Genomic DNA, 15,700 nt, shown 5'->3' with positions numbered 1-15,700 from the left:
CCGATCAGAAGAGCAGGTTGAGGAGGATGACGAGCACCAGCGAGACGCAGGCGAGCGGCACGGTGCGGCGATACCAGGGGTAGGTGGCCTCGGCCGCGTCGACCAGGTCCTCGCGCGGCGTCTCGGAGTAGACGAGCCCGACGAGCTCCTCGCTGGGCTTCGGTCTCGTCATGAGCGAGACGATCATCGACAGGGCGATGTCGACCACGAAGGCAGTCGAGGCCGCCACGAACGAGGCACCCTGCCCGGAGAGGTTCAGCACGCCCCACGAGGCCGACCCGAAGGCGTCCTTCGACAAGAAGGCCACCAACACGGCGGACAGCGTTCCGGCCACGAGGCCGACCCAGCCGGCGGTGGCGGTCATCCGCTTCCAGAACATGCCGAGGATGAAGGTGGCGAACAGGGGGGCGTTGAAGAACCCGAACAGGGTCTGCAGGTAGTTCATGATGTTCGAGAAGTTCGACGCCAGCGACGCGGTGAAGATCGCAATGATCGTCGCACCGACGGTGGCCCAGCGGCCGATGCCGAGATACCAGTGGTCCTCGCGGTCCTTGATCACGTAGGTCTGGATCAGGTCGTAGGAGAACACCGTGTTGAAGGCGGAGATGTTGGCCGCCATGCCGGCCATGAAGGCGGCCAGTAGGCCGGTGATCGCCAGGCCCAGCAGACCGTTCGGCAGCACGTCGCGCATCAGGTAGATGAGCGAGTCGTTGAACGTCACCCCGGTGCCCGAGGCACCTCCCGCCACGGACCCGCCGGCCTTGACCTTGCCGATCTCGCTGACGAGGACGGCCGCGATCATGCCGGGGATGATCGTGATGAAGGGGATGAACATCTTCGGGAACGACCCGATGATGGGTGTCTTGCGCGCCGACGAGATCGAGTCGGACGCCATCGCGCGCTGCACCTCGACGAAGTTGGTCGTCCAGTAGCCGAAGGACAGCACGAAGCCGAGTCCGAAGACGATGCCGATCACCGACAGGAACGATGAGCTGAAGCCGGTGAGCGCGTCGCCTGGCCAGGAGTGCAGCTGTTGGGACGCCGGTGCGATCGCGTGCGGGTGCGCGCCGGCCGCCGAGGTGATCTTGTCCTTGAGCCCGCCCCAGCCACCGACACGGTGGAGGCCGATGATGGTGAGCGGTGCGAGCGAGGCGACGATCACGAAGAACTGCAGCACCTCGTTGTAGATCGCGGCACGCAGCCCGCCGAGTGTGATGTAGGACAGCACGATCGCCGCCGCGACGATGAGCGCGATCCACAACGGCCAGCCGAGCAGTGCATGGACGATCGAGCCGAGCAGATACAGGTTGATGCCGGCGATCAGCAGTTGCGCGATGGCGAAGGACAGGGCATTGACCAGGTGCGCGCCGGGGCCGAAGCGGCGGCGCATGAACTCTGGGACGGACCGGACCTTCGAGCCGTAGTAGAAGGGCATCATGACGACGCCGAGGAACAGCATCGCCGGGATCGCGCCGATCCAGAAGTAGTGGACGGACGGCAGACCGAACTGGGCACCGTTGGCTGACATGCCCATGATCTCGACGGCACCCAGGTTGGCCGAGATGAAGGCGAGACCCGTCACCCAGGCCGGCAGCGAGCGGCCCGACAGGAAGAAGTCCACGGAGTCCGAGACCCGGCGGCTCGCCAGGAACCCGATCCCCAGCACGACCGCGAAGTAGATCGCGATCATCAGGTAGTCAACGAGGTGCGCATCGATGAGCGTCTTGCTGGCGAGCGCCACCACGGGAGCCGCGGCCATAGGTCCACGACCTTTCTACTCGGTTCAGATGTCGCACTGGCACGACGAAGTGCCAGCCCTTTCCCATGCCCGGAAGGGCCGTCCGACACACCTGCCGTCACCGTGACGTCGCCATGACATGCTGATGACATTGCTATGACGTCACAGTGATGTCATAGTGGAGTCATGGACATCACGCCGTACGTCGAAGGCCTCCGTCGCGACCTGCTGGCCGCCGCGGAGGCAGCCGGGCCGCAGGCGCGCGAGACCGCCGAGCGGCTGTCGTACGCGCTCGACCCCAGCGCGAGGCTCGCCCTCATGGAGGCGGTCAGCCAGGCCGCCGCCGAGATCACCACCGAGCTGCCGACCGGGACGGTCGAGGTCCGCCTCGCCGGACGTGAGCTGGAGTTCCGCGTCGACGTCCCGGCCGAGGCCGCCCATGCGCAACCGGCCGACACCGGCGACCAGGAGGACGAGGGGTCCTTGGCCCGGATCACCCTGCGCATCCCGGAGTCGGTGAAGGCGCGAGCGGAGGAGTACGCCGCCCGCAGCGGAGCCTCCCTGAACACCTGGCTCGTCAACCTGATCCGCGGCGCCACCCGCGAGGGCGGGATCAACGTGGACATCGATCTCTCCGGCGTCCCGTTCATGAGCGGCCCGCCGCCAGCACCCCCGAGCCGAGGTCCCCGCCGGATGACCGGCTGGGCCTGAGAACCCACGAGGAGCACACCATGGAGCACCAGTTCGACACACCCGGCCCGACCCGCCTCTTCGCCGTGCTCGGCGCCGGCCGCATCGACGTCCGCGCGAGCGAGCGCGACACCACCGAGGTCGTCGTCACCGGGCTGGACGCCGACCAGACGCGCGTCGAGGAGCGCGGCGGCCAGATCATGATCGTCGCCCCTCGCCAGCGTGGCCTGTTCGGACGCGGCGGCATCGACGTGACGGTCGACCTGCCCTCCCACAGCGACCTGCGCATCAAGACGGGGTCGGCCGAGGTCGTGGTGACCGGCGACCTGAGCGCCGTGCTCATCCAGACCGGCTCCGGCGCCATCGACGTCGAGCACTCGACGGGCGCGACGGCCCTCGAGACCGGCTCGGGACACATCCAGCTGGGCGACACGGACGGCGACGTCCGCATCAAGTCCGGCTCCGGCGACGTCTCCATCGGCGCCGCAGCACGCACCGTGGTCGCCTCGCTCGGATCGGGCGACGTCGAGCTCGGCTCGGTCGGCGGCACGGTGCGCGTCAAGAGCGGCTCGGGCGACCTGCGCGTCCACCGCGCCACCGGTGACATCTCGCTCACGACCGGGAGCGGCGACCTGGAGGTCGACACCATCACGCGGGGCCGCGTCAACGGCAAGGGCGGCTCCGGCGACATCCGCGTGGGCGTCCCGGCCGGCATCCCCGTGTGGACCGACGTGTCGACCATCAGCGGCCGGATCACCTCGACCCTCCCCCACCTGGGCGAGCCTGCGCCGGGACAGGACCACGTCGAGGTGCGCGTCCACAGCGGCAGCGGCGACATCACGCTGGTGTCGCTGTGATCGCGCGGCTCGTCTGGCCGCGCGGCGGTCAGCCCGGTCAGCCCGGTCAGCCTCTGCGCGGCACACCGCGCCGCCAGCAGCCCGCGAAGGCGACCTGCGACCGGTTCAGCCCGCGGTCGGAGACCGACGCCCGCCGGAGTCCGGCGAGCACCGTCGACGGCGGCATCGGGGCGTAGCACCGGCCGAACTGCCAGCGGCGCTCGCCAGCGGGCAGACTGTGGCCGTGCCATGGCCATCCTGGGATCAAGCAGCCCTTGCCTGCCTCGCGGCGCTGCTGCTCGCGGCCCTGGCGCTGCGTCTCCCGGACGGGCGCCTGCGGACCGCCTCGATCCCCGCTCTGCGCGAGTTCGCCCTGGTCGGCGGCCTGTATGCGATCTGGCGGCTGGCCCGGCAGCTGCCGTTCACCCACGAGGCCGGCGCCGTCGACCGCGGCCGCGCGATCGACCACCTCCAGCAGAGGCTGCACCTCCCGAGCGAGATCGGGCTCCAGCACGCCGTGATCCACCACGACTCGCTCGCGCGCCTCGTCAACGCCTACTACGCGACACTCCATGTGCCGGCCCTGGTCGTGTTCCTGATCTGGCTGTGGGTGCGTCACCGCGACGCCTATCCGCACTGGCGCAACGGGCTGGTCTACGTGACGCTCGGCTGCCTGATCATCCGGTTCGTGCGCGTGGCGCCGCCCCGCTTCATCCCCGAGCTGGGCTTCGTCGACCTCTCCCAGCGCCTCGGCTTCCGGATCTACGGCGACCCGGGCACCGGCGTCAGCGATCAGTACGCCGCGATGCCGTCCATCCACGTCGGCTGGGCCGCCGTCGTCGCGCTCGGCGTGCTCTGCACGACGCGCAGTCCCTGGCGCTGGCTCGTCGTGCTGTACCTGCCCGTGACGATGTTCGTCGTCGCCGCCACGGGTCACCACTGGTGGCTCGACGGCGTCGTCGCGCTGGCTCTGCTCGGCGTCGGCCTCGCGGGTGACGCACGCTGGCGGCGTACTCGCCGACCGACCTCAGATCGACGTGCGGTGGAAGCTCTGGAAGCTGCGTGACGGAGTCGGACCGCGCTGACCCTGATAGCGGCTGCCGTACCTCTCCGAGCCGTACGGATGCTCGCTCGGCGAGGTCAGGCGGAAGAAGCAGAACTGCCCGATCTTCATGCCCGGGTAGAGCTTGATCGGCAGCGTGGCGACGTTGGCGAGCTCGAGCGTGACGTGGCCCGAGAAGCCCGGGTCGACGAAGCCGGCCGTCGCGTGGGTCAGCAGCCCGAGCCGGCCGAGCGAGGACTTCCCCTCGACGCGCGCGGCGATGTCGTCGGGGAGGGTCACGGTCTCGTACGTCGACCCCAGCACGAACTCACCCGGGTGCAGGATGAACGGCTCATCCCCCTCGGTCTCGACCTGACGGGTCAGCTCCGACTGGTCCACGGCGGGGTCGATCGTGGCGTACTTGTGGTTGTCGAAGACCCGGAAGAAGCGGTCGAGGCGCACGTCGATGCTCGACGGCTGGATCATCGACTCCTGCCACGGATCCATGACGATCCGCTTGGCATCGATCTCGGCCAGGATGTCCCTGTCGCTCAGCAGCACGGGGGTCACCCTACCGATGCAGCGCCGCCCGCATCGCGGAGCGCACCCCGCTGGAACGATGCCGACTCCCCCGCTGGAACGATGCCGACTCCCCCGCTGGTCGAGCCTGTCGAGACCGCGGCGCACAATGCTGCCCGTGACAGACAGCTTCACCAGATACGTCGCGCTCGGGGACTCCTTCACCGAGGGGGTGGGCGATCCCGACCCCGCCAGGCCGAACGGCGTCCGCGGCTGGGCCGACCGGGTCGCCGAGGTGTTGGCGTCGCACGACGCTGCCTTCGGCTACGCCAACCTCGCCGTCCGCGGCCGCAAGCTCGCCAGCATCCTCTCCGAACAGCTGGAGCCTGCCTTGGGGCTGACGCCCGACCTCGTCACGATCTATGCCGGCGCGAACGACCTGCTCCGCCCCGCCGTCGACATCGACGCGCTGATGGCGGCCTACGACGAGGCCATCGGCCGACTCACCGGGACCGGTGCCACGGTGCTCGTCTGGACCGCCTTCGGCGCCCGTGCCTCGGCCTTCTGGAAGCCGATGAGGGGCCGCTTCGCCTACTACAACGAGCTCGTCCGCGAGATCGCCGACCGGTATGGGGCGCGCATCGTCGACTACTGGCGGATGACCGAGTACGACAGCTGGGGCTACTGGGACGTCGACCGGCTGCACATGGCGACCCCCGGACACGAGCTGATGGCGGTCAGGGTGCTCGATCTGCTCGAAGTCCCCCACTCGTTGCCGCGACCGGTCCCGCTCCCCCGGCCGCAGCTCGGTCGCCGCGAGCAGCGCGCGGCCGACTGGCAGTGGACTCGGGAGCACCTCGGCCCCTGGGTGAGGCGACGGCTGACGGGCCGCTCCTCCGGCGACGAGGTCGAGGCGAGGTACCCGAGGCTGACCCGCCCCCCGGGATCCCTGGCGCCGTCCCGGGACACCGCGGACAGGGCCGTTGACACATCGAGCCGACGCGTGAGGTAGCATCCTCACCGCCCGCTCCAGCGGGCATGCGGATGTAGCTCAGTTGGTAGAGCGTCAGCTTCCCAAGCTGAATGTCGCGAGTTCGAGCCTCGTCATCCGCTCCGGATCCGCCCCGGGTGTGCGGCTGCTGGCCGGCAGTCGTCCCCGGGGCGGCTGCCTTTTGGAGAGTGAGAACGAGCCGGAATTCCATCGCGGATTGCGGTTGCCGGGGCCCCCACGACGGACGAAGGGGGTTACCCCATGACCGAGAGTGCCTCGGTGAAGGACCGGGCCCAGGACCGACAGGTGATGGACCAGGCGAAGGACACCGCCGCGGAGTCCGCCTCACGCGTCAAGGACGAGGGCCAGTCCGCGGCCGAGCACGTCCGGTCCGACGCCCAGGGTTGAGAGGCCGCCTGAGAGACCGCCTGAGGGACCAGACCTGATCGACCACGATGGCCGGGCCCCGTGCGGGGCCCGGCCTTCGCGCATCTGCGACCATGCCCTCATGCCCGCTGCGTTCGAAGGCTTCCCGGTCGCCGCGCTCGACTTCTACGACGACCTCGAGGTCGACAACACCAAGTCCTTCTGGGAGGCGCACAAGCAGGTGTACGCCGAGTCGGTGCTCGCCCCCTTCAAGGCGCTGACCGCGGCGCTGGAGCCCGAGTTCGGCGCCGCGAAGATCTTCCGTCCCTACCGCGACGTGCGGTTCAGCAAGGACAAGACGCCCTACAAGACGCACCAGGGCGCGTTCGTCGGCGTCGCCGAGGCGACCGGCTACTACCTCGACCTCTCTCCCCGCGGGGTGCGGCTCGGGGGCGGCTTCTACCACGCCCCGAGCGACCGGCTGGCCGCCTTCCGCGCGGCCGTCGTGCACGACCGCTTCGGGCCCGAGCTGGAGGGGCTGCTCGCCGAGCTCCGCGCCGACGGCTTCGACATCGGCGGCGACACGCTCAAGACCACGCCGCGCGGCTTCGACGCCGACCACCCTCGCATCGAGCTGCTGCGACACAAGTCGCTGACGGTGGGCCGGTCGCTCGGCTTCGAGCCGGTCATCCACACGGCCGAGCTGGCCGACGTCGTACGCGACGGCTGGCGCGGCATGCGCCCGCTCGTGGAGTGGTGCCGGGAGCGGCTGGCGACCTGACGCAGGGGCCGGCTCACGGGATCGGCACGGGCCGCGTGACCTGGACGGCGCCGTTCGGCCGCACGGTGATGGTGCTGACGTGCATGGCGCCGCTGTCGGGGTCGAGGCTGAAGGCCGCGAAGGTCGCGGGGTGCTGGATGTCGCCCGGGTTGGGCGTGGTGTCGACGTGGCCGCCTGCGCTGCCGACCGTGTACTCCAACGAGGTGCCACCGGCCGCCGTCGACCGAAGCTGCGCCCCGATCGCCTTGAACGAGCGCCCGTCGATGACCGCGGCCCTCTGGCAGCCGGCCGAGGCGATCCGGGCACCGAGCAGGTGGTCGTGCAGCACGATGAGGTCGGGCGTCGTCGAGCAGGCCTCTTCGATCGCCTTGCGCACGAAGCCGGCGACGTCGACGTCGGAATGGCGCAGGACCGTGCCGCTGCCGAAGTCGCCGACGGTGGAGACCCGCGGGTCGGCGAGCGTGAGCAGGGAGACTCCGGAGACGTCATGGGTCTTGCCGTCGGCGACGTGCCACCCGCGCTCGCCGGCCGCCTGCACGATCGCCGGAGTGTCGTGCAGGCCCGGCGCGAACTCGACCGGCACTCGGCCCGAGTAGTAGTTGATCGTGTCGATCAGATAGCTCTCGATCGGCTTCCCCGCGAACGTCAGGTCGCCGCTGTAGGTGATGAAGTCGGCACCGGCAAGCTTCGCGGTCCGCCCGACGATGCGCGCCATCCCGTTGACGTCCTCGAGGTCCTCGGCCTCGATGAAGAGGACATCGCCCGCGCCGGCGCGCAGGTCGACGCCGGCCATCGCCGCATCGAGGTTGTCCGAGGCCTTGTCGTAGAAGGCGCTGTGCGGCTCGAGCACCGAGAGGAACGGCACGACCTCACCGGCCAGCCCGTTGACCTGGGTGCCCGCGAGGGCGGTGCCGTTGAAGAACGGGCTGCCGATGACGACCTTGTCGTCGTCGTGCACCAGGGTCTGCACGGCCACCGCGTAGACCGAGACGAGCGCGACGGCACCGAGGGTCGCGACCGATGCCCGGAGCCGGGCGTTGTGGGCGGAGACGGCCATCGCCAGCGCCCGGTCGAGAGCCGCCAGCTTGCGCCGCCGCTGCCGGACCAGGAGCACCGCGGCGACCTCGACGAGCAGGACCCCCGCGAACCCGATCGACGCCCATCGCACGATGTGATCAGTCGCGGCGTCCCGGATCTCGGCCATCGCGGGGGTCGGGTCGTCGAAGAGCTGCGTGAGGTAGGCACGCGTCTGCTTGTCCTGGGGGATCAGGTTGTTCCAGTCCGCGCTGAGGTCGAGCCCCAGGTCCTTCCCGACGCCCAGCAGGGCGACGTGACCGTGCTCGGGCCGCACGATCGCGCCGTCCTCCAGCTCGGTGGTGTTCCGCCCGATCACGGGCTTCACCGTCACGGTCTGACCGGCGATCCGCACGTGCGCGGGAGGCGCGAGCCGGACCGCCACGACCGCTCCGGCGAAGGGCGCGAGGGCGAGGACGAGCACGGCGAGCACCCGTCCGGCCACCGCTCCGATCCGTCGCACCCTCAACACCGTAGCGGGGCGCCGGAGAACCGACAGCCACGTTGGCTTGCCTACCCCTACTCGCGGGTATAGTTTTATGTTACTGGCCGGTAGCGCACCCATCGCCACCACGCCGACACCCGTCACGATCCTGGAGAAGGTGGAGCAGTGAGCCACTACAAGAGCAACCTGCGCGACGTCGAGTTCAACCTCTTCGAGGTCTTCGGTCGCGACAAGGTCCTGGGCACCGGTCCGTACGCCGAGCTGGACGTCGACACCGCCAAGGAGATCCTCGCGGAGATCGACCGCATCGCCCGTGAGGACCTGGCGTCCTCCTTCGTCGAGGCCGACCGGAACCCGCCGGTCTTCGACCCGGCCACGCACACCGCGAGCGTGCCGGCCGCCTTCAAGAAGTCCTACGACGCCTGGATGGAGGCCGGGTTCTGGAGCCTGCAGGCCCCGGCGGAGATCGGCGGCACCGCCGCGCCGCACTCCCTGGTGTGGTCCTCGGCCGAGTTCATCCTCGGGGCCAACGCCCCGATCTGGATGTATGGCTGCGGCCCGTTCTTCTCGAAGGTCGTCTTCGACAACGGCACCGACCGTGACAAGCGCATCGCGGAGATCATGGTCGAGCGGCTGTGGGGCGCCACGATGGTGCTCACCGAGCCTGACGCCGGCTCGGACGTGGGCGCCGGCACGACCTTCGCCACGCCCAACGAGGACGGGTCGTGGAACGTCAGCGGCGTCAAGCGCTTCATCACCAGCGCCGAGTCCGACCTCCAGGAGAACATCCTCCATCTCGTCCTGGCCCGGCCCAAGGGCGTCGAGGGCGTCGGCGGCCCCGGCACCAAGGGTCTGTCGCTCTTCCTCGTCCCGAAGCACCACTTCGACCACCAGACGGGCGAGCTCACCGGCGAGCGCAACGGCGTCTACGTCACGAACGTCGAGCACAAGATGGGCATCAAGGTCTCCAACACCTGCGAGCTCACCTTCGGCGACCCGCAGGTCGGCGGCGGCGAGCCTGCTCGGGGATGGCTGCTCGGCGAGGTGCACGACGGCATCCGCCAGATGTTCGACGTCATCGAGAACGCGCGCATGATGGTCGGCACGAAGGCCATCGCGACGCTGTCGACCGGCTACCTCAACGCGCTCGAGTATGCGAAGAGCCGCGTCCAGGGCGCCGACCTCACCAACGCGGCGAAGGACGCGCCGCGGGTGACGATCACCCACCACCCCGACGTACGCCGCTCGCTCATGGTGCAGAAGTCGTTCGCCGAGGCCATGCGCGCCCTGGTGATCTACACCGCGACGTGGCAGGACGAGGTCTCGATCGCGAAGCACAACGGCGAGAGCGGCTCGGAGCGGGCGAAGCTCGCGGTCGACGTGAACGACCTGCTGCTCCCGATCGTCAAGGGCTACGGGTCCGAGCGCTCCTGGGTCCTGCTCGGGACCGAGTCGCTGCAGACCTTCGGCGGCTCCGGCTTCCTGCAGGACTACCCGATCGAGCAGTACGTCCGCGACGCCAAGATCGACACGCTCTACGAGGGCACCACGGCCATCCAGGGCCAGGACTTCTTCTTCCGCAAGATCGTCAAGAACCAGGGCGTCGCGCTCGGCCACCTCGCCGGCGAGATCAAGTCGTTCCTGGCCGAGGAGGGACACGGCGAGCTCAAGGAGAGCCGCACCCTGCTCGCGACGGCGCTCGGCGACGCCGAGGCGATCGTGAGCCACATGTTCAACGACCTGCTCTCCTCCGACCCCAGCGCTGCGACCGGCGACATCACCAACGTCTACAAGGTCGCCCAGAACACCTCGCGCCTGCTCATGGTCCTCGGCGACGTCGTCTGCGCGTGGCTGATGCTGCGCCAGGGCGAAGTGGCCCTCGAGAGGCTCGCCGGCTCGGTCTCGGAGAAGGACAGAGCCTTCTACGAGGGCAAGGTCGCGGCGGCGAAGTTCTTCGCGGCGTACAACCTCCCCAAGCTCTCCGCCGAGCGGGCCATCGCCGAGGCGGTCGACAACTCGATCATGGAGCTCGACGAGGCGGCCTTCTAGGCATCATCGAATGTTCGGGCATTTCGTGGGTGGTCCGCGGCGATGCTGCCCGGAAGGGGACCCTCGGCGGGTTAGCCTCTGGCGCCCCACCGACCCACGAGGCCCCCTGGACCACCCTTGCCCCACGAGCCCCACCCGTCCTCACCCCACCCCCGCCGCCTCTGGCGGCTCCTTCTCACCGTCGCTGCGCTCGTCTGCCTGGTCGTGCCGGACGCCGGGGCGGTCCGCCCCTTGGACGGACGCCGGTCGATGGCCGACCCGAGCGTGGTGCAGGCCGGCCCGCGGCAGTACGTCGCCATCGCGACCGGTCCGCGCGTCAAGCGGCTCGTCTCCTCCGACGGCATCCATTGGCGCACGGCTCGCCCGGCCCTGACCCGCCGCCCGGCCTGGGCGCGGCCGAACAGCGGGGTCTGGGCGGCCGACGTGACCCATGTCGGTCGCCGGTGGCTCCTCTACTTCGCCGCTCCCGTGCGCGGCATGGGCGGCAGCAGCAGGTGCATCGGCGTCGCCGCCTCGCGGACCGCGACCGGACGGTTCCGCCCGGTCGGACGGCGTCCGTTGGTCTGCCCGCCCGCGGCACACGCACCGCGCGCCGAGGACCGGATCCTCGACCGGGGCCGGTCCCGGCCGACGTACCCCACCATCGGGGCCATCGACCCGTCGGTGTTCGTCGACCGAGGGCGCGTGCTGCTGATCTACAAGACCGACGGCAGGCCGTCGTCCATCCGCCTGCTGCCGTTGGGTCGCAGCGGGCTCCACGCCCGCGGCCGCAGTCGCCTCATGCTGGCGGCGCACGGAGTCGTCGAGAACCCGGTCCTGGTCCGACACGGCCGATGGCTCTACCTCTTCCTGTCGCAGGGCGACTACTCGCGGTGCAGCTACTCGACGGTGTGGCGTCGCAGTCACCGTCTGCTGCGGTGGCGCGGCCGACCGCAGCGAACTCTTCTGGCGCGGCACGGCACCGGGTTGTGCGGCCCTGGCGGCGCCGACGTGGTGGCTGACCGGCACGGCGTCCGCCTCTACTTCCACGCCTGGACCTGTCGCCGGAGCGGACAGCCGTGCACCGACGCGTCGCGCCGGCGGCCGGGTGGCCGACCGGTTCGGGCTCTCTACGGAGCACGACTGGGCTTCCACCGCGGCTTGGTGAGAGTGGCGTCGTTCATCGGTCCCCGCAGGCCCGCGACCCGGCGGCACCGCCGCTGACCGAGGGGTCCTCCCCGGAAAGCCACCGACGACTTGCATTGGCGCCTGAGCCTGCGAGACTGGGTAAAGGACCCCACTGCCCCCAGGAGACCCCACCGGTGCCCCCATGCTGATCGAACCCGACCGCCACGCCGCGACCACGGGCGTGGACCTCGGGTGGGAGAGCGCACCGAGCCCGGCCCTCCTCGTGGCCGCCGACGGCACCGTCCTCGCGCTGAACGCTGCCAGCCGCGCGCTCTTCCCGGACGCGGCGCCCGGCCGCAAGCTGGACGACTGCGTCCCGGCCTGGCTCGGCCGGGCGCACCGCGAGGCGCCGGTCGACGCCCAAGTCGGCGCGCCGGTCGACTCGCCGGCCGACGCGGACGCGAGCGCCGGGCTGAGCGCGCACCCGAGCCCGGGGCTGCGCGCCGAGTCGTGCCTCGGCTCGACCGCCGGCGCGGTGGCCGAGCGCACCTTCGCCGCCCAGGCGGTGCCGTTCTCCGACGGTCAGCTGATGTGGTGGCTCACCGAGACGACGGACCTGGCGGCCCTGGCGGACGACCTGCGTGAGGAACGCGAGCGCGCCGAGTTCATGCGCACGGTCTCCGACGAGCTGCTCACCTCGCTCAACGTCGAGCGGACCATGGAGGTGGCGGCCGAGCTCGCGGCGAGCCGGCTCGCCGATGCCGCGTGGATCGTGGCGCCCGAGGCGCATGGGCGTCACACCGCCGTCCTGTGCGTGCGAGGCGAGCGGGCGAGGTCGGTGGCGCTCGATGTCCAGCCGCAGGACCTGCCGGGCCTCATCGAGGCGCTGAAGGGCTTCCCGCCGGTGCCCTCCCGCTGGATCGACCCGGCAGCAGCGCCGGCGTGGATCATCCCTGACGGGCTCGGCGCGGCGACATCGCTCGTCGTCACAGCCCTCCCCGGCCATGGCGTGCCGGCCGGCGCGCTGATCCTCCTGCGAGGCGCCGGGCAGCATGTCTTCTCCGAGCCTGAGGAGGCGGTGGCCCGGCTGTTCGCCGCACGCGTGGGTGCGGCGCTGTCGGCAGCGCGCCTCTTCGAGGAGCAGAGCTCGATCACGGACATCCTCACCGCCCAGCTGCTTCCCCCGGCGATCCAGCAGGTGGACGGCGTGGACTTCGCGGGCATCTACCGACCGGCGCAGGACACCTCCCGGCTCGGCGGCGACTTCTACGACGTCCACCCGCTCGACGGGGGCGGGTCGCTCGCCCTGCTCGGCGATGTGTGCGGCAAGGGCCTCGAGGCGGCGGTCCTCACGGGCAAGATCCGCAACACGCTGCAGGCGCTGCTCCCGATGGCGGACGACCATCAGCGGATGCTCGAGCTGCTCAACGCGGCTCTGCTCAGCTCACACGAGCAACGCTTCGCGACACTGGTCCTCGCCTCGTCGCAGTGGGACGGCGCGTCGGTGAAGGTGCGGCTGACCCGGGCCGGTCACCTTCCGCCGCTGGTCGTGCGGAGGGACGGACGGGTCGAGGAGGTCCTGGGCCGCGGCTCGCTCATCGGCGTCCTTCCCACCGTCGAGGCGTCGACGCAGACGATCGAGCTGGCCCCCGGGGAGACCTGCGTGCTCTACACCGACGGCATCATCGAGGCGCACGGCGGCCCGCTGGGCGAGGAGATGTTCGGCGAGGCACGGCTGCGGCGGGCCCTGAGCGAATGCGCCGGCATGCCGGCAGAGGCGCTCGTGGCCCACGTGCTCATGCTCGCGACCCAGTGGCTGGGCGAGGCGGCTCACGACGACATGGCGGCGCTCGCGATCACCGCCCCGATGACGGCCGCGACCACCGCGTCGGGTGCCTCGGCCCGTGTCGCGTACACGCGCGGATAGGCCGGTGGCGATGACCGACACCGTCGCGCCGCAGGGTGAGGGCCGCCGTGCCGAGCTCGACGACCGGGTGGACCGCCTGTGGGACGCCGTCATCGACGTGGACGAGCCGACCGCCGTGACCATCGCCCTCGACGCGCTCGATGGCGGCGTCGACCCGGAGTCGGTGCTGCTCGACATGGTCGGCGCCGTCCAGCGCAGGATCGGCGCCGCCTGGGCCGATGCCAGCATCAGCGTCGCCCAGGAGCATGCGGCGACCGCCATCAACGAGCGCGTGGTCACCCATGTGGCCGGTCGGCTGGCTCGTCCGCCGGCCGATCGCGGCCGGGTGACGGTGGCGTGCGTGGACGGCGAATGGCACGCCCTTCCGGCACGCCTGCTCTCCGAGGTGCTCGCGCTGCGCGGCTTCCGCGTCGACTATCTCGGTGCCCAGGTCCCCACGCCGCACCTGATCACCCACCTGCACCGCACGAGCCCCGATGTCGTCGCGCTCTCGGGGTCGATCCCCACCCGCCTGCCGGTCGCGCACGCCACCATCGCCGCCTGCCAGAGCGCCGGCGTCCCGGTCATGGTCGGCGGGGCCGCGTTCGGCCCGGACGGGCGCTACGCGCGCCTGTTGGGCGCGCAGGCCTGGGCGCCTGACGCACGCGCCGCTGCGGACCGGCTGCTGACCGAGCCGCTCATCCGTCCCCAGGCGCTGCAGGACGCGCACCAGCCCATCGACGACCTTCCGCATCTGGCCGACCAGGAGTACACGATGGTCAGCCGCACCTCCGCGCAGCTGGTCCGCACCGTGTTCGCCGGACTGGAGGAGCGCCTGCCCGCGATGCGCGACTACTCCGAGCTGCAGCGCCAGCACACCGCCGAGGACCTCGCCCACATCGTCGGCTTCCTGGCAGCGGCGCTGTACGTCGGCGAGAGCGCCCTGTTCACCGGCTTCCTCACGTGGACCGCGGGCATCCTCGCCGCGCGCGGGGTCCCGCCTCTCTCCCTGGTCCCTGCCCTCGACCTGCTGAGTGGCGAGCTGCGCGACTTCCCTCGCGCTGCTGCAATGCTCGATGAGGCTCGCTCAGCGCTGCTCGAGCACACACACTGACGTCTGCAGGGCGCGGCAGCGATCCGAGCCGGCCCGTGCGTCGCGGACTCGGGTGCCTGAGGTCCGGCGCTGGTGTCGCCACCTAGCCTGGCGCCATGACGTGGACACCCGACCAGATGCCCGACCAGACGGGCCGGACGGCCCTCGTGACCGGTCCCACGCTCGGCGGCATCGGCTACGCCGCCGCCCTCGAACTGGCGCGGCGCGGCGCCCGCGTCGTCCTCGCCGGCCGCTCGCAGGCGAAGCTCGACGCGGCTCGTCTCGGGCTCGTGGCCGAGGTGCGCGACGCCGAGATCGAGCGGCTGGTGCTCGACCTCGCCTCCCTGTCTGCCGTCCGCGAGGCCGCCGCGCGCGCCGCCGACATGGGCCCGATCGACGTGCTGGTCAACAACGCGGGCGTGATGGCGCCGGCGTACTCCCGCACCGTCGACGGGCTCGAGATCCAGCTCGCGACGAACCACTTCGGGCCGTTCCTCCTCACCGGCCTGCTCCTGCCGCAGCTGGTCGCCAGCGGCGACGGCCGGGTGGTGACGGTCTCGTCCGTCGGTCACCGCGGAGCGCGGTCCGCACCGCTGGGCGATCCGCTGACCGAGCCCAGACGCTACGGCGTCGTCGGCACCTGGGGCGTCTACGCCCAGACGAAGCTCGCCAACCTCCTCTTCACCTACGAGCTCGACCGCCGGCTGCGCGCGGCCAGACTGCCGGTCCGGGCGCTCGCCGCCCATCCGGGCATCGCGACGACGAAGCTCATGCGCAACGGTCCTCTGGAGCGGCTGCCGATCGCGCAGCCGCTCGTGGAGACCGTGATGCGAGCCGCGTTCCAGACGCCGACGGCCGGCGCGTGGCCGATCCTCATGGCGGCGACCGCCGACCTGCCGGGTGGGACGTACACCGGACCGGGCCGCTTCGGCGAGTGGGCCGGCCCCGCCGAGGTCGTGGACAGCAGCGCTCGGTCACACTCGACGGACGACCAGCTGGCCCTGTGGGAGCTGTCCGAGAAGACCGTGGGGCTCGCCTGGCCGTGACCGCGGCCTGAGGCGTC

The 15,700-nt window shown here is 70.9% G+C and carries 15 protein-coding genes and 1 tRNA gene; 13 read left to right on the top strand and 3 right to left on the bottom strand.

Features of this window, described 5'->3' with window-relative positions:
* Window positions 1-4 precede the first annotated feature (4 nt).
* A complete protein-coding gene (locus ACYQ1K_RS00810; RefSeq protein ID WP_459980485.1) occupies window positions 5-1,759 on the bottom strand; it encodes a sodium:solute symporter family protein in 1,755 nt (584 codons plus the stop codon).
* A 165-nt stretch (window positions 1,760-1,924) separates the two neighbouring features.
* On the opposite strand from ACYQ1K_RS00810, the gene ACYQ1K_RS00805 reads away from it, so the two are divergent.
* The 4 genes from ACYQ1K_RS00805 to ACYQ1K_RS00790 are packed head-to-tail and all read left to right on the top strand — an operon-like array spanning window position 1,925 to window position 4,330.
* The gene (locus ACYQ1K_RS00805) at window positions 1,925-2,449 is read left to right on the top strand and encodes a toxin-antitoxin system HicB family antitoxin (RefSeq protein ID WP_459980484.1); all 525 of its coding nucleotides are present in this window, start codon (window positions 1,925-1,927) and stop codon (window positions 2,447-2,449) included.
* A gap of 20 nt (window positions 2,450-2,469) precedes the next feature.
* Window positions 2,470-3,285 (top strand): DUF4097 family beta strand repeat-containing protein, encoded by an 816-nt coding sequence (locus tag ACYQ1K_RS00800; protein WP_459980483.1) that lies wholly within the window; start codon window positions 2,470-2,472, stop codon window positions 3,283-3,285.
* Window positions 3,282-3,461 (top strand): hypothetical protein, encoded by a 180-nt coding sequence (locus ACYQ1K_RS00795; RefSeq protein WP_459980482.1) that lies wholly within the window; start codon window positions 3,282-3,284, stop codon window positions 3,459-3,461. The genes ACYQ1K_RS00800 and ACYQ1K_RS00795 overlap by 4 nt, the downstream gene beginning before the upstream one ends.
* A 47-nt stretch (window positions 3,462-3,508) precedes the next feature.
* Entirely contained in the window at window positions 3,509-4,330 is an 822-nt protein-coding gene (locus ACYQ1K_RS00790) for a phosphatase PAP2 family protein (RefSeq protein WP_459980481.1), read from the top strand.
* Here ACYQ1K_RS00790 and dcd read toward each other — a convergent pair.
* Window positions 4,292-4,867: a dCTP deaminase gene (gene dcd, locus ACYQ1K_RS00785; RefSeq protein ID WP_459980479.1), complete on the bottom strand. Its 576-nt coding sequence runs from the start codon at window positions 4,865-4,867 to the stop codon at window positions 4,292-4,294. The two genes, ACYQ1K_RS00790 and dcd, sit on opposite strands and share 39 nt — an antisense overlap.
* Before the next feature lie 136 nt (window positions 4,868-5,003).
* On the opposite strand from dcd, the gene ACYQ1K_RS00780 reads away from it, so the two are divergent.
* The 4 genes from ACYQ1K_RS00780 to ACYQ1K_RS00765 all read left to right on the top strand — a co-directional run bounded on the left by ACYQ1K_RS00780 (window position 5,004) and on the right by ACYQ1K_RS00765 (window position 6,963).
* Window positions 5,004-5,837: an SGNH/GDSL hydrolase family protein gene (locus ACYQ1K_RS00780; RefSeq protein ID WP_459980477.1), complete on the top strand. Its 834-nt coding sequence runs from the start codon at window positions 5,004-5,006 to the stop codon at window positions 5,835-5,837.
* A 28-nt stretch (window positions 5,838-5,865) separates the two neighbouring features.
* Window positions 5,866-5,938, top strand: a tRNA-Gly gene (locus ACYQ1K_RS00775).
* Between the two features lie 139 nt (window positions 5,939-6,077).
* Window positions 6,078-6,224 (top strand): hypothetical protein, encoded by a 147-nt coding sequence (locus tag ACYQ1K_RS00770; protein ID WP_459980475.1) that lies wholly within the window; start codon window positions 6,078-6,080, stop codon window positions 6,222-6,224.
* Window positions 6,225-6,324: 100 nt separating this feature from the next.
* Window positions 6,325-6,963, top strand: a complete 639-nt coding sequence (locus tag ACYQ1K_RS00765; RefSeq protein WP_459980473.1) for a DUF2461 domain-containing protein — start codon at window positions 6,325-6,327, stop codon at window positions 6,961-6,963.
* 13 nt (window positions 6,964-6,976) lie between these two features.
* Here ACYQ1K_RS00765 and ACYQ1K_RS00760 read toward each other — a convergent pair whose 3' ends face one another.
* A complete protein-coding gene (locus ACYQ1K_RS00760) occupies window positions 6,977-8,500 on the bottom strand; it encodes a hypothetical protein (RefSeq protein ID WP_459980472.1) in 1,524 nt (507 codons plus the stop codon).
* A gap of 147 nt (window positions 8,501-8,647) precedes the next feature.
* Between ACYQ1K_RS00760 and ACYQ1K_RS00755 the strand changes: the two genes are divergently transcribed.
* The 5 genes from ACYQ1K_RS00755 (at window position 8,648) to ACYQ1K_RS00735 (ending at window position 15,683) form a co-directional block, all read left to right on the top strand.
* Window positions 8,648-10,531: an acyl-CoA dehydrogenase gene (locus ACYQ1K_RS00755; protein WP_459980471.1), complete on the top strand. Its 1,884-nt coding sequence runs from the start codon at window positions 8,648-8,650 to the stop codon at window positions 10,529-10,531.
* Window positions 10,532-10,648: 117 nt separating this feature from the next.
* Window positions 10,649-11,734 carry a family 43 glycosylhydrolase gene (locus tag ACYQ1K_RS00750; RefSeq protein WP_459980469.1) on the top strand — a complete coding sequence of 362 codons (1,086 nt, stop codon included), beginning with the start codon at window positions 10,649-10,651 and terminating at the stop codon, window positions 11,732-11,734.
* Window positions 11,735-11,840: 106 nt separating this feature from the next.
* Window positions 11,841-13,565, top strand: a complete 1,725-nt coding sequence (locus ACYQ1K_RS00745; RefSeq protein WP_459980467.1) for a PP2C family protein-serine/threonine phosphatase — start codon at window positions 11,841-11,843, stop codon at window positions 13,563-13,565.
* 10 nt (window positions 13,566-13,575) lie between these two features.
* Complete coding sequence (locus ACYQ1K_RS00740; RefSeq protein ID WP_459980465.1) at window positions 13,576-14,658, top strand: cobalamin B12-binding domain-containing protein; 1,083 nt, start codon at window positions 13,576-13,578, stop codon at window positions 14,656-14,658.
* A gap of 95 nt (window positions 14,659-14,753) precedes the next feature.
* A complete protein-coding gene (locus ACYQ1K_RS00735; protein ID WP_459980463.1) occupies window positions 14,754-15,683 on the top strand; it encodes an oxidoreductase in 930 nt (309 codons plus the stop codon).
* The last annotated feature ends 17 nt before the right edge of the window (window positions 15,684-15,700 follow it).

It is taken from the genome of Nocardioides sp. AN3, from assembly GCF_054653495.1.
This window is presented reverse-complemented; position numbering and strand designations above follow the sequence as displayed.